The sequence below is a fragment of the Paenibacillus sp. FSL P2-0322 genome (genome assembly GCF_037975315.1).
Taxonomy (GTDB): domain Bacteria; phylum Bacillota; class Bacilli; order Paenibacillales; family Paenibacillaceae; genus Paenibacillus; species Paenibacillus polymyxa_B.
Genome location: NZ_CP150243.1, coordinates 2,610,473 through 2,635,517, shown reverse-complemented (window position 1 = coordinate 2,635,517; position 25,045 = coordinate 2,610,473). Strand labels below are relative to the sequence as shown.

Genomic DNA, 25,045 nt, shown 5'->3' with positions numbered 1-25,045 from the left:
TTGTTACGTACATGAGCGTTGTGTCAGAAAAAGAATACTTTGCAGGCAAGGGCAGTCGGACAAGCCGCCGCCCTCTGCACAGCAAAGTGAAATCATTGCATCTTAGAAAACTGATTTAGAAAACAAAGTCGATGGAATCCGGCGAGAAGCCTTCTGGCTGCTCGTCCGTGTTCACCTGAATATCGCTTAACAGCAAATCTGGGTCGGTTCCAATCTGGGACAGGATTGCTATCAAATCTCTGGTTAATCTCTCAATAGCGTTGGCCCCAAACAGCTTCGTGCAATATTCAAAGGAACCCTTGATTTCCCCATCTTCATCACTCATGGACAAAGTCAAATCGAATTTAGAGATACGATGCTCCTGAACATACGGGCTGAAGGACAGCGTCTCAAGCTTCGCTTCCTGTGACTCCGTATTTTGCAGTACAAACATAGTGTCGAATAACGGGTTACGGCTTGCATCCCGTGCTACATCCAGCTTTTCCACCAACTCTTCCAGTGGATAATCCTGATGCTCGAAGGCTTGCAACGTACGATCTCTGGCTTCCAGCAAGTAGCTGTGGAACGTTTGGTTGCCCCTCGGCTGATGCCGGATGGCTAGCGTGTTGACGAACATTCCGATCAGCGGCTCCAGTTCAGGTAACAAGCGTCCTGCTACTGGCGTACCGATGATCAAATCGTCCTGACCGCTGTATTTGGACAGCAGAACGGTGTAGGCACTCAATAGCACCATGTACAGCGTACTTCCAGTCTGTGCCGCAATTCGGCGCAGTTGCTCAGATACATTCGCGTCCACTGTAAATTCATACATCGCACCCTCGAAGCTGCGAACAGCAGGTCTAGGATAAGCAATTGGCAAATCCAGTATCGGCAATTCTCCGGCTAAATGCTCCAGCCAGAAGTGTTCCCGGCGTTGGTATGACTCACGCTGCGTCTCCTGCTGCTGCCATACGGCATAGTCCTTGTACTGAATTTGCAGCGGCTCCAATTCCTGCCCTTCGTACAGTTGTACCAGCTCCTGCACGATATTGTTAGACGATACACCGTCTGAAATAATATGGTGCATGTCGTACATCAGGAGGTGGCGCTCTGGTCCAGTTTGAATGAGACGGACACGCAGCAGTGGTGCCTGGCGAAGATCAAAGCTGCGTACAAAGGACTCGATATAGGCTTCGGCTTCGGACTCCCTGGCCTGCAGGTGTTCTACTGCAAACTCCACTTGATCGTAAACCCGCTGAACGACCTCGCCTTCCACCATTTCAAAGGAAGTCCGCAGCGTTTCATGGCGGGCTATTAACTGACGGAACGCATCCTCCAGCCGATCGGCCTGAAGCGGTCCCTCCACGGTTAATACACCCGGCATATTGTAACTGAGATCCCCACCTTCCAGATGGCTCAAAATGTACAATCGTTTTTGAGCCGAGGAAACCGGGTAGTACGCCTGTTGCGCCGCCGCAGGGATCACCGTATAGGTGTCTGTACCGTGCGTTGCGATGAGCTGGGCTTGCTGCTCAATCGTGAAGTGTTGGAACACCTCACGCAGCGTAATCCGACTGTCCAGTTCCTGATGGATTTTAGCCACCAGCGTCGTTGCCCGCAGGGAGTGTCCACCCACGTCAAAGAATGAGTCGGTAACTCCTACGCTGGACAGCTTCAAGACATCCTGCCAGATTTGGGCTAGCTTGGTTTCCAGCGGTGTCCGCGGTGCAACGTACTCCAGGCCTCCTTCGAGGCGTGCTTCCGGTGCCGGCAACGCCTTGCGGTCGATTTTCCCGTTCGGTGTCAGCGGGAAACGATCCAGTTGTACCACATACGTCGGGATCATGTAATCCGGCAGCTTCGGCTGCAGCGCATTGCGCAGCTCCGGCAAACTCAGGGACTCTGAAGCTATGATATAGGCACACAGGTCCTTGTGTCCGTCTTCGTTGTCCCATGCTGTGACCACGGCTTTCTGAATGCCGTCCACGGTCAGCAGCTGCGCTTCTACCTCGCCCAGTTCGATCCGGTACCCCCGGATTTTCACCTGGTGGTCGATCCGGCCCAAATACTCAATACTGCCGTCTGGCATCCACCGTGCCAAGTCGCCCGTCCGGTACATCCGGTTTGCGTGATCCGCTGGATCAGCTGCTGCCGCATCAGCGAACGGATTCAGGACGAACTTCTCTGCCGTCAGCTCCGGCAGGTTCAGGTATCCTCGTCCCACACCTGCACCTCCGATATAAAGCTCACCTGCGATACCGATCGGTACCAGCTGTTGCTGGCTGTTCAGGATGTACACCGACTGGTTCGCTATCGGCGTTCCGATGGATACTGTGTGCTCCCCTTTTTCCAGCAGTACGTTCAGGGACTCCACATCTTCAATCGTATAAGCAGTCGCATCTACCGTCGTTTCGGTCGGGCCATACACGTTCGTAATGACTGGACGATACCCGGACCACTTGTGCAAGAACACATTTACCAGTTGCACGGATAATGCTTCGCCACCGATCAGGTAATGCTTCACTTCCGGCGCTTCCGTCACACTGACGCTTTCGTTCAAAATATGCAGATGTGCAGGTGTGCCGTCCGACAGATCAATCCGGTGCGTGCGGTAGTAGGCGATCAAATGCTCTCCGCTCAGACTGACGTCACGGGACACCACATGCAGGGTGTGGCCTAACAGCAAGCTGGCAAAGATTTGCTTCACTGAAGCGTCAAATACAAATGCCGACAGCCATGCGACATGAAGCGGCTGTTCATAACGGCTGTATACTCGTTCCAATAAAGCATCTACCAGATTGCTAACACTGCCCTGCTCGATCATGACCCCTTTCGGCTGACCGGTGGTACCTGACGTGTAAATCATATAGGCCAGGTTGTGCGGACCGGCGACAGGGATCAGATTGCCCGCATCCTGTGCTCCCAACTGAGCTTGAACGTCCTCGTCATCCAAGACTACAGCTCGAACTGTGGATGGCAAGCTGAGCGACAGGTTGGCGACTCTGCTTGTAATCACGACCTTGGCCCCACTGTCTTGGAGCATGTAGTCGATGCGCTCCTGTGGATACACCGTATCCATTGGTACATATGCGCCTCCGGCCTTAAGTACCCCCAGAATGCTCACCAGAATATCCGCAGAACGTTCCAGCAATACGCCAACCGGTTGATCTGCTTCGACCCCTTCCGCTCGTAACACACGAGCCAATTGGTTCGCACGCTCATTCAGCTCAGTGTAGGTCAGCGCGGTGGCCCCAGACACAACTGCTATCCGCTCAGGGTTGCGCTTCGCTTGCTCTTCAAAGCGCTCGCTGAGCGAACGGCCTTGTAATGCTCCAAGCAGGCTGTGCGCATTCGGATCATTGAACACCTTCAGAATCTGCTCGGTTTCTTCTGCCGTAATCAACTCCAGCTCACCCAATTTCGCATCCGGGTTCGCCGCGACGGCTTCGGCCAAGCGAACAAAGTGACGCGTCATCCGTTCTACCGTTTCGCGCTCGTACAACGCAGTTGCATACTGCAATCCGAACTGGATACCTGCCTCTTCCTCTCTGGCTTCCAGCGTCAAATCAAACTTCGCTGGCGTTTGTTCCAAGCCGTATGGACGGAAGCTCAGATCTGCCAGCTGCAACTCGCCTTCCTCGGTGGTTTGCAGGGTAAACATCGTATCAAACAGCGGATGGCGGCTCATATCCCGCTTAACATTTAGCTTTTCCACCAGTTCCTCAAATGGGTAGTCCTGATGTTCATAGGCTTGCAGAGCACAAACTTTCACTTCTTCCACGTAGCTGCGGAAGGTATGTTCCGCTGTCGGATAGTTTCGCAATGCCAACGTACCGACGAACATCCCGAGGATCGGTTCCAAATCTGCATGCGGTCGTCCGGCAATCGGTGTGCCGACCACAATATCTTCTTGCCCGCTGTATTGGTGTAAGAGCGCGGTGTACGCAGCCAGCAGCACCATATACAGCGTAGAGCCTGTGTGCGCCGCCAGTTCCTTCAGACGTTCGCTAGCTTCGCGCTCCAGCCCGAACACCACCGTATCACCTGCCGTACTTCGTACCGACGGACGGGCAAAGTCCGTAGGTAGATCCAGCACAGGCAGTTCACCCCGGAAGGTGTCGAGCCAGTACGCTTCCTGACGTTGCATCCACTCTTGATGGGCTTCGCTTTGCTGCCATACCGCATAATCCTTGTACTGGATACGCATTGGCGAAAGCTCTTCACCGTCGTATAAGCGGACAAATTCATCGGTCAGTACTCCCATGGACACACCATCCGAGACGATATGGTGCATATCGAGCATGAGCAAATGCTGCGGTTCCTGCTCGGTTTCTTGTACACCCAAATCTACCAAGCCTACCCGCAGCAGCGGAGCGACTTGCAGATCGAACGGACGTACAAACTGTTGCACACGTTCTTGTGCTTCCTTGCTGACCATCGTGTCCGCAGTCGCACCCTCTACCTGTACCTTCGTATATTCCACCTCGAACGGCACGGTGTCCTCAATCCATTGCACCGGCTCACTGTCCACCAGTGCAAAGCGGGTACGCAAGGTCGCATGGCGGGCGATTAATTGACGGAACACGTCCTCCACTCGCTTCACGTCCAGCGGACCACTCACTTGCAGCACTGACGGCATGTTGTAGTTCACATCATTCGGGTCGAACTGATGCAGCACATACAGTCGTTTTTGCGCCGAGGAAAGCGGGTAGGAGCTGCGTTCTTCCGTCACCGGAATGGACGCATACGCCACTTGGTCCAGACCTTCCATGACCGCTGCCAGTTGTTCAATCGTTGGCGCTTCAAAAATACTGCGCAGTGGAAGCGGCTTGTTCAGCTCCTTGTGAATTTTCGAGGCCAGCGTCGTCGCCCGCAGCGAGTGTCCGCCAATCTCGAAGAAGTTTTCCTTCACACCGACCTGTGCCAGACCCAGCACATCCTGCCAAATTTGCGCCAGCTTCACTTCCACCCATGTCCGCGGTGCTACATAATCCGCTCCGCTTTGCAGGCTGCCTTCCGGTGCTGGCAGTGCCTTGCGGTCGATTTTACCGTTCGGTGTCAACGGCATCTGCTCCAGCTGCACCAAATACGAAGGCACCATGTAGTTTGGAAGCTCCTCGCTCAGTAAGCTGCGCAGCTCACCAGTGCTCACTTCCCGTTCAGCAACATAGTACGCCACCAGTTGGTTTTGCCCCTGTTCGTCCGCTTGTGCCAGTACGATGACCTCTTGTACGTCCTCCACTTTCAAAATTTGTGCCTCGACCTCACCCAGCTCGATCCGATAGCCCCGGATTTTCACCTGATGGTCGATCCGGCCCAAATATTCGATGTTGCCATCCGGCATCCATCTCGCCAAGTCACCTGTACGGTACATCCTTTCATAGCCCGCTTCGCCAGCCGCAAACGGATTCGATACAAATTTCTCAGCCGTCAGCTCTGGACGATCCAGATAACCCCGAGCCAGACCCGGACCGGACACGCACAGTTCACCCGCTACGCTCACCGGAGCCAAATGTCCATGCACATCCACCATGTATACCCGATGATTCGGCACAGGGCGTCCGATGGAAATCAGTTGTCCGGCTCTCTCATCCTCGGATACCGGCCAGATGGATGTCGCCACCGAGTTTTCGGTGGGACCGTAGCCGTTGTAGTACGCCACCTGATCCTTCCACTTGTACACCAATTCTGTTGAAGATGCAGAACCCGCAGTGAACAGAATACGCAGGTTTGGCATCCGTCCCGGCTCCAGATACACCGCATAGGTCGGCGGCAAAGCGGCCACGGTGATTTGATGATCCGCCATATATTGCTCAAACCGCTCGTAGTTCAAAATCGTTTCTGACGTTGGCACATACAACGTGGCTCCACAGAACAGCGCTTGGAAGATTTCCCAGCAAGCTGCATCAAACGAATAGCTGGCGAACAGCAGCGCATGATCCGACGTGCTCATCCGAAGCGTCTGATCAAAATACGTTTTCAGATTGCATAGCCCGTGATGCTCCAACATTACACCCTTCGGCTGCCCCGTTGTACCCGACGTATAAATGACATACGCCAGATCGTTCGGACCAGACAACGACTCCAGATTGGAACCATCCTCGTGATACACACTCTGTGCTCCATCCAGCACCAGCACGTTACCGTCAAAAGCTGCTTTATCCACCAGATGGTTTTGCGTTAACAACAGCTTCGCACCCGAGTCATCCAGCATATAGCGGATACGCTCTTCTGGATACGTCGGATCGATGGGGACATACGCGCCACCAGCCTTCAAAATCCCGAAGATACCTACGATCATGTCCACAGAACGCTCGGTCATCAGACCCACCAGTCGATCCTTCGTCACGCCTTGACTACGCAAGGTACGAGCTAATCGATTGGCGCGTGCATTCAGTTCACGATAGGTCAACTGCTCTCCTTCGAAGAACAACGCTGCCTGCTCCGGTGTCTGCGCCGTTTGTGTCTCGAACAAGCCATGGATCGTTTGCTCGCTTGGATACTCAGCAGCTGTATTTCCCCATACGCTGAGAATTTGCTCGCGCTCCTGCTCACTTACCATATCTAGCTCCTGCACTCGAATGTCCGGCTTCGCCACCACCTGCTCCAACAGCTGTATCAGATGGCCCTGAGTCCGTTCAACGGCTTCACGATCATATAACTTCGCATTGTATTCAAATCGGATTTTCATCGCTTCCTGCGGCATAACGACCAGATTGAAATCATAGTTGGTTTGTTCAATCATGCCGGCATTGCGAATTTCAAAATCCGACTCTGCACCTTCGCCAAGTTGCTCGACCTGCTCCTCCACCGGATAGTTTTCAAACACGATAATGTGGTTGATCAGATCTTGCTTTTGCTCGCTCAAGGCTTGAATTTCATACAGCGGATACGTTTCATAATCTTGAGAAGTCAGCGCCTGCTTCTGATTCGTTCTGATCATGTCGGCAAAGGTGTCCTCAGCCCCACTGCGGATACGTATTGGAATGGTGTTAATGAACAAGCCCACCATATTTTCGATCCCCGGAATATCCGCTGGACGACCAGACACTACACCGCCAAAAACAGCGTCGTCACTACCGTTGTACTTTTGGAGCAGCAAGCCCCAGGCTGTTTGCAGCAATGTATTCGCGGTCACGTGGTGCTGCTTGGCCACCATTTCCATACGTCCGGTCAAGTCCTTGCCCAGATCGCACAGGATATGCTCAAATTGTGCACCGTCCGCTTTCACGCCTACTTTTCCGGTCGGAATCGAAGTTTGCTGATCATAGCCGAGCAAATAATCCTTCCAATAGGAAGCTGCAGCCCCTACATCCTGTGCTTCAAGCCACTCAATATACTGACTATATGGAGTAACGGGGGCAAGCTTCGGCTCTCTATGCTCCACGGCTGCAAAATAAGCCTCAAACACCTCATCCGTGACTAACGCCACACACCAGCCATCCATCAAGATGTGATGAGAGCTCCACACAAAATAATAATCCTCATCACCTGTTCGTAAAATCGCCACGCGCATCAACGCATCCCGGGACAAATCAAATCCGGCTGCCTTGTCCTTGCGAATAAATTCCTTCACATACGCGTCACGTTCCTGATCATCCAAATGACGCAAATCTTCACATTTGAAACCAACATCCTTGCGGCGGAAAATGACCTGCACGGGCTCATCCTGCCAACCGCTGATGAAATTGGCTCTAAATATCTCATGCCGCTGCGCCAAATGATTCAAGCTATCTTGGAAAATATCCGCTTGGAAGCGTCCGTGCAAATCAAAGGTCGTTTGTTCAAAATAAGCACCTGACTCTGCATCCATCAGACTATGGAACAACATGCCTTTTTGCATCGGCGTCAACGCATATACATTTTGCAGTTCCCCCATGTCACGAGTCCGTTCTACCAATTGATCCAGCTCGGCCATGGTTACATTTTTCAGCATGACATCGCTTGGCGTCAGCTCTTGCTGTTTGCGGCCTACACAATGCGTAATGATTTCCCGCAAGCTGGTTCGGAACGCTTCGGCTAACTGCTCCATCGTTTCACAGCGATATTCCTGCTTGCTGTAGCTGATCGTCAATTGCAGCTCGCCTTCCGAAATCAGTCCGTTCATATCCAGCGTGTGCGTTCTAGCTGCATGGGCGCTAAGCTCTGCACCGCTAGAGTAAGGAGATACGCCAATGGATTGATTTTGCATATCTTGGTCAAATTGTCCCAAATAGTTAAAGCTGATTTCGGGTTCGGTTGCAAAACGCTCTTGCTCACGTGCTGCGGACAGGTATCTCAACATCCCGTAGCCAATGCCCTTTTGCGGAATGCGGCGTAGTCCTTCTTTCACATGTTTGATGCGTTGTGAAAGGTCTTGGCCCACGCTCATATCCAGCACAACCGGGAATTGAGTCGTAAACCAGCCCACGGTGCGCGTAATATCCAGTTCTGGCAAAATGGACTCCCGTCCATGACCTTCCAGGCTCACGAGCACTCGTTCCAGGCCCGCCCAGCGATAAATAGTCAGTCCCAATGCGGTAAGCAGCAAATCATTCATCTCCGTGTTGTAGGCACGATGCGCCTGTTTTAACAGCTGCTCCGTTTCCTGAGCTGTCCACGTGACCGTAATGTTCTCGCTGTCCCTATTCAAGGAATGAGAATGGGATTCGTCTTTTGGAAGCGGCTCATACATTCCCTGTTCAATGTCTTGCCAGAATGCGAGTTCTGCTACCATGGCCGGGCCGTTCGCATATTGAGACTGCCCATCAGCCCAGGTGCGGAACGAATCCGTTTTGTGCGGAAGACGAGCGGCTTGTCCGTTCAATGCCTGCTCGTAGGCTGTCGTAATATCCTCAAACAAAATGCGCCAAGATACGGTATCCACCACTAAGTGATGAATCGCCATCAGCAAATGATCTCCATCGGGACAATGGAACAGCCCCAGCTTCACCAGCGGTCCTTCGCTTACATGAATACCCGCTTGAATTTCATTTACTTTGGCCTCGATCGCCGTAGATACCTCAGACTCATTTCTGAAGTCGGCCCGATCCAGTGTATACAGCTCGCCCTCCCCAACCGCACGGTTCCAAGCTTCATATCCGTACTCCGTAGGACGGAAAATGATACGCAGTGCGTCGTGATGGCTCACGACGTGATCCATCGCTGTGCGCAGGGCCGTTTCATCAAAACCGTCCTTGCTATGCAGCATAATGGACTGGTTATGATGATGAGCATCCGTCAGGTTCTGCTCAAAGAACCATTGTTGAACAGGTGTCAGTTTCACAGCGCCCACCACTTCGCTCTGATCCGCCAATCGGGTCACCGTTTGGACTTTCAGTGCCAATGCAGACACGGTTGGATGACTGAACAGGTCTTTCATCTCCAGTCGATAACCTGCTTGCAGCAATCGGGAGGATACTTGCAAGGCCTTGATCGAATCGCCACCCAGTTCAAAGAAGTTATCCTGCGTGCCTACCGCTTCCACGCCGAGTACTCCGGCCCATACCGCAGCCAGTACCTGCTCCACCGTGGTACGCGGTGCCACATAGGCTGCACCGGTATGAATGCTTCCTTCCGGTTCCGGCAAGGCCTTGCGGTCGATTTTGCCGTTGTGGGTCAGTGGCAAGGTCTCCAGACGCATCAAGCGTGCAGGTACCATATGTGCTGGCAGTCCAGCTTCCAGCTCAGCCTGTACCTCCTCAATCCGCAGCTCTGCTTCTCCTGTGATGTATCCGCACAAATACTTGTGTCCACGCTCATCCGTCCGGTCGATGACTACCGCTTGACGCACACCCGGCACCCGCTGGATCGCCGTTTCAATCTCACCCAGCTCGATCCGGTAGCCCCGGATTTTCACTTGATAGTCCATCCGGCCGATAAAGTCCACATTGCCGTCCGGCATCCACCGCGCCAAGTCGCCTGTGCGGTACAATCGTTCACCCGGTACGTACGGATTCGCTACAAATTTCTCGGCCGTCAGTTCTGCACGGTTCAGGTAGCCCCGTGCTACCCCAGCTCCGCCAATACACAGCTCACCCAGTACACCGATCGGCACCGGATTCAGCTGGCTGTCCACGATGTAGAAGCGCGCGTTCAGCCACGCCTGGCCAATCGGTACACTGCCGCTGTCCGGCAGCTTCGACAGTTCTTCGTCGTAGAAGCTGGAGTCAATCGCCGCTTCCGTGACGCCGTAGCTGTTCATAATGCGAATATCTGCGCCAAATCGTTCTTGCAGCACCCGGTAATCCGTCACGCTACAGCTATCCGAGCTGGTGATCAGCAGTTCCAGACTGCTCATGTCTAGCCCCTGTTCATGCACATGCTGCATAAACGGTACAATCAAGGCCGGTGTCGATTCGAACACCGTAATCTGATAGTCACGAATCCAGCCATATAGACGGCTTGGATCAATGCGATCGTCCTTCGGACAGATAACCATCGTGCCGCCGTTATAAAGCGTCCGGGCAATATCGCCGACGAACACGTCGAAGGAGAAGCTCGCCAGTTGTAGCAGTCGTACCGGGAACTGGTTTAGACGGTAATCCCGGCGATAGGCCGCAGCCGTATTCACCAAGCTGCGATGCTCAATCATGACGCCCTTCGGACGTCCCGTTGTACCGGACGTGTAGATCACGTACGCCAGATCCTGCGGTTCGTTGATGTGCTCGATATCGGTGGTGTCTCCGGTATACAGCGACTCATCGTCCAGCGCCAGCACGGTATGCAGACGCAAGTGCGCTGCGGGTTCGACTGTAGCTTCGCTTTCCTCCAGCCAGACCTGTGCACGCTCCTGCAAGCCCGTTTGGGTCAACAGTACCGTCGCACCACTGTCCTCCAGCATGAAACGAATGCGTTCTGACGGATAGTCTGCATCTAGCGGCACATATGCGCCTCCAGCTTTCCACACCGCCAATACGCCGACCAGCATGTCGACCGAACGTTCACTCAAAATGCCGACAATCGACTCGCGGCCAATACCTTCATTTCGCAGTCTGCGCGCCAATTGGTTCGCACGCTCGTTCAGTGTGCGGTACGTAAGCTGCTGCTCCTCGTACACCACCGCCACGTGATCTGGTACAAGCTGCGCTTGTTCTTCCACATAGGTATGGAACAAGGCTCCTGCTTCAACAGCAGCAACATCCGATACTCCCACATCTCCAAAACCGTAGATGATTTGTGCCTTCTCCTCGACGGTTACCATATCCAAAGCTGCCAGTGGCTGCTGCGGATGCAGTGTAATTGCACGTACAAGCTCGGTAAAATGCTGTGCCAATCGCGCGATGGTTTCAGGCTTGTACAGCGCCGTGCTGTATTCCAGACTGCACAGAATGCCTTCCGGCTGCTCCACTGCATCCAAGGTCAGATCAAACTTGGCCGTATGATTGTCCGTCGGATACGTCTTAAAGGTCAGACCCTCCAGTTCGAACTCCTGCTGCTCAAATGTTTTCAACTCAAACATCGTGTCAAACAGCGCATTCCGGCTCGTATCCCGCGTTAAATTCAGCTTTTCAACCAGTTCTTCAAAAGGATACTCCTGATGCTCATAAGCACTGAGCGCATGCTCCTTCACCTCTTGCAAGTAATCCAGGAACGTTTTGTCGCCAGACGGATAATTGCGGATCGCCAGCGTGTTGAGGAATACGCCTACCAAGCCCTCCAGTTCCGCATGCGGTCTTCCGGCAATCGGCGTGCCGACGATGATGTCCTCCTGCCCTGAATATTTATGCAAGAGCGTGCTATACGCGGCCAGCAACACCATGTACAAGGTGGAGCCGGTTTGCGCGGCCAGCTGTTTCAACTGCTCGCTGTCCTCCAGGCTGATCGCAAATTCCAATCGAGCTCCTTCCAGACGCTGTACGGCAGGTCTTGCAAAATCCGTTGGCATATCCAGCGCTGGAATGTCACCAGCCATCGTGTTCAGCCAGTAGCTTTCCTGCTCACGAAGACGTTCACTTTGCATATCGGCATGCTGCCAAACGGCATAGTCCTTGTACTGGATGCGCAGGGACGGCAGTTCCTTGCCTTCATACAATTGAGAGAACTCCTGCACGATAATGCCTTCAGTCACGCCATCCGAAATAATATGGTGCATGTCATAGAGCATGACGTGACGCTCCGGTCCGGTTTCCACCAACTGAACCCGCAGCAACGGTGCTTGTGCGAGATCAAATGCACGTACAAAGTCCTGTGCGTACTGCTGGGTCTCTTCTTCGCTTGCCTGCACATGCTCCACGTTGAATGCGACGCCCGATTCAATCCGTTGAATCACCTCGCCATCCACCATGTCGAATCGGGTTCGCAGGGCTTCATGACGGGCAATCAGCTGGCGGAAGGCTTGCTCCAGTCGCGTTTTATCCAAGGAACCTTCAATAATCAAAGCGCCTGGCATATTGTAGCTAACCTCTCCGCCTTCCAGGTGACTCAGCACATACATCCGTTTTTGCGCCGAGGAAACAGGATAATATACACGTTCCTCCGCAACAGGGATGGATACATACGTTTGCTGTGTCTGATCTTCTCCCATCACCTGCACCAGTTGCTCAATCGTCGGATATTGGAAAATATCTCGCAGAGCCAGCTTGTAATTCAGCTCCTGATGGATTTTCGCCATCAGTGTTGTGGCGCGCAGAGAATGTCCTCCCACTTCAAAGAAGTTATCCTGGATGCCTATCTGCCGATGATTCAAAACGCTTTGCCAAATACGTACCAGTTGCTCTTCCAGCAGTGTCCGCGGTGCCACATACGCCGTGCCTCCTTCGAGGCGCGCTTCCGGCGCAGGCAACGCTTTGCGGTCAATTTTTCCGTTCGGTGTCAGCGGGAAATGATCCAGTTGTACGACATACGTCGGGATCATATAACCCGGTAGCTTGGGCTGCAGCATGTTGCGCAGCTCAGGCAAATTCAGCGCCTCAGAGGCTACGATATACGCACACAAATCCTTGTCTCCGTCTTCGTTTTCCCAGGCGGTGACGATGGCTTTCTGAATGCCTTCCACGGTCAACAGCTGCGCTTCCACCTCGCCCAGTTCAATCCGGAAGCCCCGGATTTTGACCTGATCATCCATCCGGCCAATAAAGTCCACATTGCCGTCCGGCATCCACCGTGCCAGGTCACCTGTGCGGTACAATCGTTCACCTGGTACATACGGATTCGCTACGAATTTCTCGGCCGTCAAGTCCGCACGGTTCAGGTACCCACGTGCTACCCCGGCTCCGCCAATGCACAGCTCGCCCAGTACACCGATCGGCACCGGATTCAGCTGGCTGTCCACGATGTAGAAGCGTGCGTTCAGCCACGCCTGACCAATCGGCACATTACCGCTGCTTGGCAGCTTCGACAGCTCTTCATCGTAGAAGCTGGAGTCAATCGCCGCTTCCGTGACGCCGTAGCTGTTCATAATGCGGATATCTGCGCCAAATCGTTCTTGCAGTACCCGGTAATCCGTCACACTGCAGCTATCCGAGCTGGTAATCAGCAGTTCCAGACTGCTCATGTCTAGCCCCTGTTCATACACATGCTGCATAAACGGTACGATCAGGGCCGGGGTCGATTCGAATACTGTAATCTGGCAATCGCGAATCCAGCCATACAAGCGGCTAAAATCAATCCGGTCGTCTTTCGGACAAATAACCATCGTGCCGCCGTTATAGAGCGTCCGCGCGATATCCCCGACGAATACGTCGAAGGAAAAGCTTGCCAGCTGCAGCAGTCGTACCGGGAACTCGCTCAGACGGTAATCCCGACGATACGCCGCAGCCGTATTGATCAAGCTGTGATGTTCGATCATGACCCCTTTCGGACGTCCCGTTGTCCCGGAGGTGTAGATCACATACGCCAGATCCTGCGGTTCGTTGATGTGCTCTACATCCGCGGTATCACCGGTGTACAGCGACTCATCGTCCAACGCCAGCATCGTCTGCAGACGCAAGTTCGCTGCGGATTCGGATGCTGCTTCGCTAGGTGGCGAATCTGCTGTTCCATTCAGGGTTCCATGGAGAGTACCTGATTCCATCGTTCCAGCTCCAGCCGCTGTTTCTAACTCGGCCTTAAACTGCCCTCCCGTCAAGGCCTGTCGGCTTTCATCCAGCCAGACCTGCGCACGGTCCTGCAAGCCTGTTTGGGTCAACAGTACCGTGGCGCAGCTGTCTTCTAACATGAAACGAATACGTTCGGACGGATAGTCTGCATCCAGCGGCACATAGGCGCCTCCAGCTTTCCATACCGCCAATACGCCGACCAGCATGTCCACCGAACGCTCACTCAAAATGCCGACAATCGACTCGCGTCCAATGCCTTCATTCCGCAATCTACGCGCCAATTGGTTCGCACGCTCGTTCAGTTTCCGGTACGTAAGCTGCTGCTCCTCGTACACCACCGCCACGCGATCCGGCACAAGCTGTGCCTGTTCTTCCACAAAGGTATGGAATAAGGCTTCTGCTTCAACCGCAGCAACATCCGATACCCCCACATTTCCAAATCCATGGATGATTTGTGCTTTTTCCTCGGCAGGTACCATCTCCAAAGCTGCCAGTGGCTGCTGCGGATGCAGTGTAATTGCACGAACAAGCTCGGTAAAATGCTGCGCCAATCGCGCGATGGTCTCAGGCTTGTACAGCGCCGTGCTGTATTCCAGACTGCACAGAATACCCTCCGGTTGCTCCACTGCTTCCAAGGTCAGATCAAATTTGGCCGTATTATTGGCTATCGGATACGAATGTAAGGTCAGACCTTCCAGCTGCAACTCTTGCTGCTCCAATGTTTTCAACTCAAACATCGTGTCAAACAGCGCATTCCGGCTCGTATCCCGCGTCAAATTCAGCTTTTCAACCAGCTCTTCAAAAGGATAGTCCTGATGCTCATAAGCACTGAGTGCATGCTCCTTCACCTCTTGCAGATAATCCAGGAACGATTGGTCGCCAGACGGATAATTGCGGATTGCCAGCGTGTTGATGAAGACACCTACCAGGCTCTCCAGTTCCGTATGCGGTCTTCCGGCAATCGGCGTTCCCACTACGATATCTTCTTGGCCTGTGTATTTATGCAAGAGCGTAGTGTACGCCGCCAGCAGCACCATATACAAGGTTGCGCCGGTTTGCGAAGCCAGTTCTTTCAGGCGTTCGCTAACTTCACGCTCCAGTCCGAATTCGATCGTATCTCCTGCCGTACTCTGCACCGCCGGGCGGGCAAAGTCGGTTGACAGATCCAGCACAGGCACTCCGCCCCGGAAGGTACCCAGCCAGTACGCTTCCTGACGCTGCATCCACTCCTGATGGGCTTCGCTTTGCTGCCAGACCGCATAGTCTTTGTACTGAATCCGCAATGGCGATAGCTCTTCACCGCCATACAAGCGGACAAATTCATCGGTCAGTACCTCCATCGACACACCATCCGAAACGATATGGTGCATGTCGAGCATGAGCAGATGCTGTTGTTCTTGCTCTGCTCCTTGTATGTCCAAGTCCACCAAGCCTACCCGCAGCAGCGGTGCAGCTTTCAGATCAAACGGACGGACAAACTGCCGAACCCGTTCTTGTGCTTCCTGACTGATCGTCGTGTACGTAGCTGTGTCTTGATCTGTATCCGAAGTCGCACGCTCTGCCTGTACCTTCGTATATTCCACCTCGAACGGCACGGTGTCCTCAACCCATTGCATCGGCTCATTGTCCACTAGCTCAAAGCGGGTACGCAAGGTTGCATGGCGATCGATCAATTGACGGAACACATCTTCTACTTGTTTCACATCCAGCGGACCGCTCACTTGCAGCACCGACGGCATGTTGTAGTTCACATCATTCGGGTCGAACTGATGCAGTACATACAGTCGTTTTTGCGCCGAAGATAACGGGTAGAAGCTGCGTTCTTCCGTTACCGGAATGGACGCGTATGTTACTTGATCCAGACTTTCTAACACCGTTGCCAACTGTTCAATGGTTGGTGCTTCAAAAATACTGCGCAGTGGAAGCGGTTTGTTCAGCTCCTTGTGAATCTTCGAGGCCAGTGTCGTCGCCCGCAGCGAGTGTCCGCCAATCTCGAAGAAGTTTTCCTTCACACCAACCTGCGTGAGGCCCAGCACATCCTGCCAAATGTGTGCCAGCTTCACTTCCACCCACGTCCGCGGTGCGACATAATCGGCTCCGCTTTGCAGGCTGCCTTCCGGTGCTGGCAGGGCCTTGCGGTCAATTTTGCCATTTGGACTCAGCGGCATTTGCTCCAGCTGTACAAAGTACGATGGCACCATGTAGCTTGGCAGCTCCCGGCCCAGCTCACTTCTCAGCTCGCTGGCACCCATTTCTTGTCCGGCGACATAGTACGCCACCATTTGTTTTTGTCCCGTTTCATCCGCACGCGCCAGCACTACGGCTTCGCGTACCGATTCCACTTGGAGCAGCTGCGTTTCGACCTCGCCCAGTTCAATCCGGTAGCCCCGGATTTTGACTTGATGGTCGATCCGGCCCAGATATTCAATGTTGCCGTCCGGCATCCATCTCGCCAAATCGCCTGTGCGGTACATCCGCTCATAGCCTGCTTCCCCGCCAGCAAACGGATCTTTCACAAATTTCTCGGCCGTCAGTTCTGGACGGTTCAGATAACCTCGGGCTACGCCGACACCGCCGATGCACAGCTCACCCGCAACCCCGATCGGCTGCAATTGCTCCGTGCCTTCCTTCACGATGTACAGACGAATGTTTTGAATCGGTTTTCCGATCGGAATAACTCCATATTCCTCATCCGGTTCACAATCAAAGTACGATACGTCCACCGTCGCTTCGGTTGGCCCATACAGGTTGATTAGCTTTGCTCCGCCCAGGCTCGACACAAGCTGTTGGAACCGTGCGACATGCTGTGGCGGTAATGCTTCGCCACTGGCAAAAACGTGGCGCAGCGTTCCCAGCTTCGCCTGTATCACTTCCCGTGGCTGCTGCTCCACATATTCCAGGAACGCATGCAGCATGGCAGGTACAAAGTGCATCGTACTCACGCCATCGCGAGCAATCGTGTCGATGATGTCTTCCGGGTTCTTTTCCCCGCCGACCGACAGCAAGCTCACCTTCGAGCCGACCAGCGACCACCAGAACAGTTCCCACACCGACACGTCGAACGTGAAGGCCGTCTTTTGCAGAATCGTATCTTCCGCACTCAAGCCATAACGATCATGCATCCACAAAATCCGGTTCAAAACGGAATGGTGCTCCACCATCACGCCCTTCGGTTTCCCCGTGGAGCCAGAGGTATAGATGACATAGGCTACATGGTGCGGTCCGGCCAGTGGCTCCAAATTCGAGCCATCTTCGTGGTAAATGTCCTCGCGATCCAGCAACAGCACCTGGCCGTCGAAACTCAGTGATGCTTGCTCCGCCAGATGCGATTGCGTCAGTACCAACTTCGCTTCCGAGTCCTCCAGCATAAAGCGGATACGATCCGCTGGATAGTCTGGATCGATGGGCACGTAGGCTCCGCCTGCTTTGAGGATCGCATAAATGCCTACGATCATGTCCAGAGAGCGCTGAACCAAAATGCCCACGGGCTGATCCGGTTCAACACCTTCCGCACGCAGCGTCCGAGCCAAACGGTTCGCGCGTTCATTCAACTCCGCGTAGGTCAACGATTCCGATCCGCACAACACTGCCACCTGATCCGGTGTTCGTGCCGCCTGCTGCTCAAACGTTGCACTTAGCGTCTGATCCTGCGGATAGGCTGCCGCCGTATCTCCCCACACCTGAACGATCTGCGCCTGTTCTTCCGGTGTCACCAATTCCAGCTCATTTACTCGAATATGCGGATTGTCGATAATTTGCTCGATGACATGCAGTACATGTCCCTGCATCCGCTCTATCGTAGACCGATCGTATACATTGGCGTTATATCTGAACAGGATGCGGAAGGTTTCATCGGGCATCACAATCAAGTCCAGATCATAGTTTGTTTGCTCGACAACCTCTACATTCGTAATTTCAAAAGCGGACGGACGAGCTTCACCCAGCTGCTCAACTTGCTCCTCTACCGGATAATTCTCAAATACCATAATGTGATTAATCAGATGCTGCTTCTGCTCGGTCAGCGCCTGAATCTCGTATAGCGGGAAGCTGTCATAGGCTCCCGAGGTCAGTGCCTGTTCCTGCGTTTTCCGCATCACTTCCACAAAAGTGGCATTCCGTTCACTTTGAATCCGCACCGGGATCGTATTAATGAACAAACCGATCATATGCTCTACGCCGGCAATATCTGTTGGACGTCCAGATACAACACTACCGAAAATAACATCCTCATTGTTGTTATATTTCTGCAAAATAAGGCCCCACACGCTCTGCATCAGCGTATTAATCGTGACCTGCTGCTGCTTCGCAATCCGGTGTATGGCTTCGCTCCACGTTGGATCCAGATCTACCGTTATTTTTTCAGAGATATATTCGCTGGTGTCGCTTGTTGTAGTGGATACAGTATGATCTCCGCTGTCCGCCACTTGGTCTTTCGGTGAAGTATCCGATCCAGGTAATAACGTCTGCTGTTCAAAGCCCGCCAAATAGCTGCTCCAGTATTCTTTTGCCGCACGTTCATCCTGACGTCCCAGCCATTCGATATATTGGCCATACGGTGTGATAGGAGCGAGCTCCGGCTGCTTCTGCTCCAGCAGTGCAAAGTACGTACCAAACACTTCGCCTGTAACCAGCGATAAGCACCAGCCATCCATGACAATGTGATGGAAGCTCCATACCAAATGATACGTTTCTTCATCTGTTTGCAATACCTGTACGCGCATGAGTGCATCGGTTCCGAGATTAAAGCCTCTAGCTTGGTCCTCCAGCTTAAACGCCTGGATATACGCCTGTTGCTCCGCTTCCTGCATGCCGCGTACATCCTGGAAGGAAAGGTCGCTATCTTTGTGACGGAACACGATCTGCAATGGCTCCTGACTTTGCCCTGTCTCAAACATATGGAAATTCGTGCGCAGCGCTTCATGACGCTGTGTCAGTACATCCAGACTCTTGCGGAAAATTTCAACATCAAAGCTTCCTTTTTGATCAAACGAGGCTTGCTGGAAGTAGGCGCCTGACTGCGGCTCCATCAAGCTATGGAAATGCATCCCCTTCTGCATTGGCGAAAGAGCATATACATTTTCCAGCTCGCCCAAAGAAGCCGTTTGCTCCGTCAATTGCTCCAGTTGCTCCAGTGTCAAGCCTTTGAACAATACATCGCTTGGTGTTAGCTCACTCCGCTCTTTGGAGGCACAATGAGTGATCACTTCCTGCAAGCTTTCCTGCAGCAACTGCGCAAAGTTTTCTACATTTTGCTGATGATATACCTTACTGTCATAGCGAATTTCCAGTGTCAGGGCGCCCGCTGTAATCATTCCGTTCACATTCAAAGGATGCTCCAGTACGGTATGATCACTCATCGGCTCTCCACCTGGATGTGAAGACAGCGTGATATCCCCATTTTCCAAGTCCTGATCAAATTGTCCCAAATAGTTAAAGCTAATTTCAGGCTGCAAGGCAAGGGAATGATGGGCATCATCCTGAGACATATATTTCAAAATGCCGTAGCCAATGCCCTTTTGTGGCACATGACGCAGGTCTTCCTTCACCCGTTTGATTCGCTGCCCTACTTCTGCCTTTCCGTCCACACCCAGCAGCACCGGATATTGGCTTGTAAACCAGCCCACGGTACGGGTGATGTCGATATCTGGAACAATGGCTTCCCGGCCATGTCCCTCCAGATTGACCAGCACGCGCTCTTGACCGCTCCAGTTATATAACGCTGTGCCGAGTGCGGTTAACAGCAGATCATTGACCTCGGTGTGGTACGCACGGTGTGCTTCCTGTAGCAGCAGTCGTGTTTCCTGCTCGCTCCAAGCCACGGTCACAATTTCACTGTCTCTCAGCGGATAATGCTGTCCTTCCGCTCTCTCATGATCCTTAGGCAACAATGCAGTTTCTATTTGAGCGATACGCTGCCAATATTCGCGTTCATCTTCGATGGCCGGACTATTCGCATATTGTGATAAGCGCGCTGCCCAAGTGGAGAACGAATCCGTTTTATATGGCAAACGAATGGCTTCTCCACGAACCGCCTGCTCATATCCCGTGGCAAAATCCTCAAACACAATCCGCCACGAAATCCCGTCTACGACCAAATGGTGAATGGCAATCAGTAGATGATCCCCATCCATGCAGCGGAAAAGTCCCAGCTTCACCAGCGGTCCTTCGTTCAGACGAATGGAACCTTGGATGGCATTGGCTTTCGTTTCAATCGCCACCGCCACATCTGCAGCGTCTTCGATACCCGTCAAATCAACAACGTCCAGACTGTATAGCTGACCTTCGTTCAAACCGCGATTCCACGCTTCATAGCCCTGTTCGGTCTGACGGAAGACCATACGTAGCGCATCATGATGCTCCGTTACCTTGGTCACCGTTTGATGCAATGCGGCTTCATCAAAGCCTTGTGCTCTATACAGCATCACCGACTGGTTAAAATAATGCGGCTCTGCCGAGGATTGTCCAAAGAACCATTGCTGAATCGGGGTTAGCTTGGCGCTTCCCAAAACTACCCGCTGATCGGCTGTACGGCTGACCTTGTGTACATAACCACTCAGCAACGAGACAGAAGGATATTGGAACAAATCCTTCATGTCCAGCTTATAGCCCGCTTGCAGCAAACGGGAGGATACCTGGATTGCCTTGATCGAATCGCCGCCCAGATCAAAGAAATTATCCAAAATCCCGACTCTCTTCGTTCCTAATACAGCCTGCCAAATGGACACTAACGTCTGCTCCAGCGCTGTGCGCGGCTCTACATAGTCCGCTCCGCTTTGCAGGCTGCCTTCTGGTGCTGGCAGGGCCTTGCGGTCGATTTTACCGTTCGGTGTCAACGGCATTTGCTCCAGCTGGATGAAATACGATGGCACCATGTAGTTTGGCAACTCCTCACCCAGTAAACTGCGTAGCTCACCAGCGCTTACATCTCGTTCAGCGACATAGTACGCTACCAGTTGGTTTTGCCCCTGTTCGTCTGCCTGGGCCAGTACGATGACCTCTTGTACGTCCTCCACTTTCAAAATCTGTGCCTCGACCTCACCCAGCTCGATCCGGTAGCCCCGGATTTTCACCTGATGGTCGATCCGGCCCAAATATTCGATGTTTCCATCCGGCATCCATCTCGCCAAGTCACCTGTACGGTACATTCGTTCATAGCCTGCTTCGCCAGCTGCAAACGGATTCGATACAAATTTCTCAGCCGTCAGCTCTGGACGATCCAGATAACCCCGAGCCAGACCCGGACCGGACACGCACAGCTCACCCGCTACGCCCACCGGAGCCAAATGTCCATGCACATCCACCATGTATACCCGATGATTCGGCACAGGGCGTCCGATAGAAATCAGCTGTCCGGCTCTCTCATCCTCGGATACCGGCCAGATGGACGTCGCCACCGAGTTTTCGGTGGGACCGTAGCCATTGTAGTACGCGACCTGATCCTTCCACTTGTACACCAATTCTGTTGAAGATGCAGAACCCGCAGTGAACAGAATACGCAGGTTTGGCATCCGTCCCGGCTCCAGATACACCGCATAGGTCGGCGGCAAAGCGGCCACGGTGATTTGATGATCCGCCATATATTGCTCAAACCGCTCGTAGTTCAAAATCGTTTCTGACGTTGGCACATACAACGTGGCTCCACAGAACAGCGCTTGGAAGATTTCCCAGCAAGCCGCATCAAACGAATAGCTGGCGAACAGCAACGCATGATCCGACGTGCTCATCCGAAGCGTCTGATCAAAATACGTCTTCAGATTGCATAGCCCGTGATGCTCGAGCATTACACCCTTCGGCTGCCCCGTTGTACCCGACGTATAAATCACATACGCCAAATCGTTCGGACCAGACCACGGCTCCAAATTGGAATCATCTTCGTGGTACACCGTTTGCTCCCCATCTAACACCAGCACGTGACCGTCGATAGCTGCTTTGTCCACCAGATGGCTTTGTGTCAACAACAGCTTCGCCCCTGAGTCGTCCAGCATGTAGCGGATACGCTCCTCTGGATACGTCGGATCGATGGGGACATATGCACCCCCGGCCTTCAAAATCCCGAAGATACCTACGATCATGTCCACCGAGCGCTCGGTCATCAGACCCACCAGACGATCCTTCGTTACACCTTGACTACGCAGGGTACGAGCTAATCGATTGGCGCGTGCATTCAGCTCGCGATAGGTCAGCACTTCTCCTTCGAAGAACAGTGCTGTCTGCTCCGGCGTCCGCGCGGTTTGCGCCTCGAACAAGCCATGAATCGTTTGCTCGTTTGGATAGGCTACCGTTGTATTGCCCCAAACCTCGACGATTTGCTCACGCTCCTGCGCGGTTACCATATCCAGCTCATGTACGCGAATGTCCGGCTTCGCTGTCACCTGTTCCAGCAGCTGTACCAGATGACCTCGAATTTGCTCTACACTTTCCCGTTCAAAGGCCAGTGCATTATAACCAAAACTCATGTGAATGGTGTTCCCTGGCAGTACCACCAGGTTAAAGTCATAGTTGGTCTGCTCGACAGACTCGGCTCCGGTGATACTGAAGCTGGACTCATCGTCGTTGCCTAATTGCTCCAATTGTTCCTCTACCGGATAGTTCTCAAAAATAAGAATATGATTGATCAAATCCTGCTTAAGCTCTGACAATCCCTGAATTTCATACAGCGGGTACGTATCATAGGCATGGGAAGCAATGGATTGCTCCTGGGTTTGCTTCATCACGTCTGAGAATAAGCTGTCCACTTGACTGCGGATGCGTACAGGAATGGTATTGATAAACAGACCTATGATGTGCTCCACATTTGGAATGTCTGCCGGACGTCCAGATACCACGCTGCCAAACACCACATCATCTGTGCCATTATATTTTTGCAGCAAAAGGCCCCACACCGTCTGCATCAACGTATTGATCGTTACCTGATAACGCTTGGCTATGCGCTGAATGCCTGCCGTTAGCTCCGCGCCCAAGTCAAAATCTAGACGCTCCGCCTGATATCCTGTTTTGCCCTGAATTTTAGCCTGTGGCAGGCGGGACTGTTCCTCATATCCTTCCAGAACCTTGCTCCAGTAACCTGATGCGGCCTGACGATCCTGCTGCTCCAGCCATTCGATATATTGACTGTATGGCGTTACAGGGGCCAGTTCCGGCTGTTTATGGGCCAGTATCGAAAAATAACTTGCAAACACTTCATTGGTCACCAGCGACAAGCACCAGCCGTCCATCACGATATGATGGAAGCTCCATACAAAACGGTACGAAGCCTCACCTATACGCAAAACAGCGACACGCATCAAGGCATCTTGTGCCAGATCAAAGCCTCTCTGCTTGTCTTTACGCGTATATTCGAGGATGTACTCGTTTTGCTGCTCTTGCTCCATATCCCGCAGGTCTTCCACATAGAGTTCGCTGCGCTTATTGCGGTACACGACCTGCAGCGGTTCATCCTTCCAGCCGCTGTAGAAATTCGTGCGCAGTGCCGTATGCCGCTGCATCAATACATCCAAACTTGCCGCAAACGCATCGATATTAAAATGTCCTTGCAGATCAAAGGAGGCCTGTTCAAAATAAGCTCCCGATTGCGAGTCCATCAGATTGTAAAAGAGCATGCCCTTTTGCATCGGCGTCAGCGCGTATACATTTTCCAGCTCACCTATATGTGCGGCCTGCGCTGCCATGTGTTCCAGTTCTCCAGTCGTCAGACCTTGGAAGGACACATCACTCGGCGTCAGCTCCGGCTGTTCCTGAGTGACACAATGTGTAATCACCTCTTGCAAAGCGGATTGCAGAAGTCCCGCCACACGTTCCAGCGTTTCTTTGCGATACTGCTTACGACTGTAAGCGATCGTCAAGTGCAGCGTGCCTTCCGAGATCATCGCGTTCAAATCCAGCGTGTAGAGTAACGGTGAATGGGCATCCTCTGTCTCCCCTGCGCTATAGGATGACAATGTGATTCCACTATTTTGCACATCCTGATCGACCTGTCCCAAGTAGTTAAAGCTGATTTCCGGTTCTGCTCCAATCGCCTGCGCTTCATCCGACGCGAACGCAGGGGACAGGTAGCGCCATGTGCCATAGGTCAACCCTTTATGTGGAATGCGGCGCAGACCTTCCTTCGTTTCTTTAATCCGCTGGGCCAGCGTCAGGTTGACATCTGTGTCCAGCAGCACCGGATACAAGCTCGTAAACCAGCCTACTGTACGTGTTATATCCACCTCTGGCAGGATTGCTTCCCGGCCATGTCCCTCCAGATTCACCAGCACCTGTCCGGCGCCTGTCCAATTGTGCATCGCCAATCCTAACGCGGTCAGCAGCAAATCATTGACCTCGGTGTTATAGGCGCGATGGGCCTGCTTCAGCAGTTGCTGGGTTTCAGCTTCGGTCCACTCTACCGTCAGCACTTCGCTGTCTGCATTCAAGGAGCCTTCGTAGGCGAAATCCTTAGGCAGCGGCGCCGCTTCCGCTTTGGCCTGTTCCAGCTGCTTCCAGTAAATTTCATCCGACGCCTCCGCAGGACGGTTGGCGTAAGACGACAACTCCCGTGCCCATGTTTGGAAGGAATCCGTTTTAAAGGGCAATCGTACAGGCTCGCCTTTGATCGCTTGCTCGTAGCCTGTCGAGAAATCTTCAAACAGAATCCGCCACGACACCCCGTCTATCACCAAATGGTGAATGGCTATGAGCAAATGATCTCCCTTTGCTGTGCGGAACAATCCGAGTTTGACCAAAGGTCCTGCGGACAGGTGGATGCTGCTTTGAATTTCATTTGCCTTCGCTTCCATCACTTCCGCATAGGCTACTTGTTCACGGTAGTCTGCGGTTTCCAGCGTATACAACGCGCCTTCATCTACACCGCGTGTCCAAGCCGTATAACCCGAGGAAGTCTGACGGAAAACTGTACGAAGCGCATCATGATGCTTCACGATGTGATCCATGACTTGGCGAACCGCCGTCTCATCAAAGCCCTCGGCACGATAGAGCATGACCGCCTGATTAAAGTGCTGCGGACGCTCGCGCTCCTGCGCAAAGAACCAATGCTGGATCGGAAGCAAAGCGGT

At 53.0% G+C, this 25,045-nt stretch carries 1 protein-coding gene (only partly in view); it reads right to left on the bottom strand.

What is annotated here, in order from left to right; translation table 11 throughout:
- Positions 1-115: 115 nt before the first annotated feature.
- Positions 116-25,045, bottom strand: the 3' portion of a protein-coding gene (locus MKY24_RS11650; protein ID WP_339202017.1) for a non-ribosomal peptide synthase/polyketide synthase. 17,304 nt of this gene lie beyond the right edge of the window; 24,930 of the gene's 42,234 nt are visible here — the last part of the coding sequence; its start codon lies beyond the right edge, outside the window — the gene reads right to left on this strand; the stop codon is at positions 116-118.